The following is a 1,927-nucleotide window of genomic DNA, read 5'->3' on the forward strand; positions in this document are numbered from 1 at the left end:
TTTTAAAGAATTTCCCCTATTTCAGAAGCTGTATATTGATAATAATGGGTATAGCGATATCCGATTCTATGCCTCGGGTGTTACGTATAATGACACCGTCAACTTATTTGAAGTAGTAGAAAGGCGTAATATTAACTTACCGATGTTCACAATTGAAAGAAATGATGCGACAGAATTAGAAATAACGGTTTACCCGACTGTAATTATTATTGATGACTGTTCAAGAATAGTCTTTAGAGGAGATTTAAGGGATAGTGAACTCTTTCTGAAAAACATATTAAGAATAAGTTTTTGTCAGAGGTGATTAATAATATCCTACAAAACAACGTATATTTGCGAAATTTTTATTCTGAATGCGCAACGTTGTACGTCATTTTTCATGCTTCTTCAAACACACATTGGTGAAATAGCCTCTTTGCTGACGGCTGTTTGCTGGACACTGAGTGCCATCTTCTTTGAGAAAGCCGGACGGCGGGTGGGATCGCTGTCGGTGAATATCATCCGTATATTTCTGGGAGTTATCTTCCTGGGACTTACCACGCTTGCTACGCGTGGCATGTTTTTTCCGATGGATGCCACCGCTTACAACTGGTTCTGGTTGGGTATATCGGGTATCGTTGGCTTTTTCCTGGGGGATCTGTTTTTGTTCAGATCCTATCTTATTATCGGATCCCGTACCTCTCAACTGGTGATGAGCCTCGCCCCCATGATCACTGCCGTCATCGGCTGGTTTTTTCTGCAGGAGATCCTGTCGCCCAAGAGCATACTGGGTATCGTGGTAAGTGTGGCGGGCATCATGATTGTGGTGGCTGGAAAAAGATTGAAACTGAATGTGCCGCTACGGGGATTTCTCTATGCATTGGGTGGTGCCCTCGGACAGGCGGTTGGCCTTATTCTCAGTAAAAAGGGGATGGGCGATTACGATGCAGTGGCGGCCACGCAGATACGAGCCATCTTCGGGTTTGTTGCTTTTGCCCTGCTGGTCACCGTTATGCGCAGGTGGAAGCGGGTCTTCCTGGCTGCCGGCGACAAGGAAGGAATGAAGGGGATCACCGTGGGTGCTGTATTCGGCCCTTTCGTCGGTGTAGCCTTGTCGCTCTTCGCCGTGCAGCATACCGAGACAGGCATCGCCTCGGCCCTGATGGCACTGACGCCCATCTTCATTATCATACCCTCTGCCATCATGTTTAAAGAAAAGATCACCGCCCGTCAGGTGATCGGGGCGGTAATCAGTATTGCCGGAGCTTCAATCTTCTTTTTATAAGTCGTTTCCCCAAGTGTTGGCATTTTTGGGACATGGCTGTTCACATCTGCAACCGGCTATCTCCTGGGTACCTTGTTGCCACCTCCTGAAAATGGGGGCAGATGAATATGTGCCGTCGCGGTAGATACTGACCCTACAACGCCGATGCCGTTGTGCACGTTGCCGTAGGTCATCTCCGGCTCGGAGATCTGTCTGAACGACTCTTCGTCGCTGTGTGGGTCATATCTTCCTTTTCGGTAATAGGGGTACAATTCAGGAGAAATAAGCGTGAACTGCACTTCGAGAGGCGGATTGAGCACTTCCGTTTTTACCGGTATGTAGACGGGATACCCCCATTCCGTTGTCTCCCCAGTCTTCTCGTAGGTAGTGAGGATCGGATAATAGTCGGTAATCGAGAAATCGAGCGTGTAGCTGTTGTTTCGGAACAGCTTGTCTGAAAATATTGCCGAGTCGAAATATTTTACTCCTTCGTAGGATGGACCCTCCGTTAAGAGATCCTCGAGGAGGCTACTTCGGTAGCTCTCCTTAAAAATGGGATCATCATTTGTATACAAACCGAGAAAGTATCCGTTCATATCCGGGTGGTCTGGTATCCGGTCGTTGCAGCTTCGCAGTCTTAACATGAAATATTGAGACAGCTTGGAAGGTGGAGTGGTGATTGAC

3 protein-coding genes are annotated in these 1,927 nt (G+C 47.4%); 2 read left to right on the forward strand and 1 reads right to left on the reverse strand.

Annotated features, from left to right (window positions below; all coding sequences use genetic code 11):
• Both B3Z75_RS00910 and B3Z75_RS00915 read left to right on the forward strand, forming a co-directional pair.
• On the forward strand, positions 1–304 hold a 304-nt coding region (locus B3Z75_RS00910; RefSeq protein WP_294066736.1), incomplete at its 5' end, for a TlpA family protein disulfide reductase.
• A gap of 75 nt (positions 305–379) precedes the next feature.
• Positions 380–1,264, forward strand: coding sequence for a DMT family transporter (locus tag B3Z75_RS00915; RefSeq protein ID WP_294066739.1), 885 nt, complete (start codon positions 380–382; stop codon positions 1,262–1,264).
• 56 nt (positions 1,265–1,320) lie between these two features.
• Here B3Z75_RS00915 and B3Z75_RS00920 read toward each other — a convergent pair.
• The coding region (locus B3Z75_RS00920) for a DUF4249 family protein (RefSeq protein ID WP_294066742.1) at positions 1,321–1,927 on the reverse strand (607 nt) is incomplete at its 5' end.

This window comes from Proteiniphilum sp. UBA1028 (assembly GCF_002316955.1).
GTDB lineage: Bacteria > Bacteroidota > Bacteroidia > Bacteroidales > Dysgonomonadaceae > Proteiniphilum.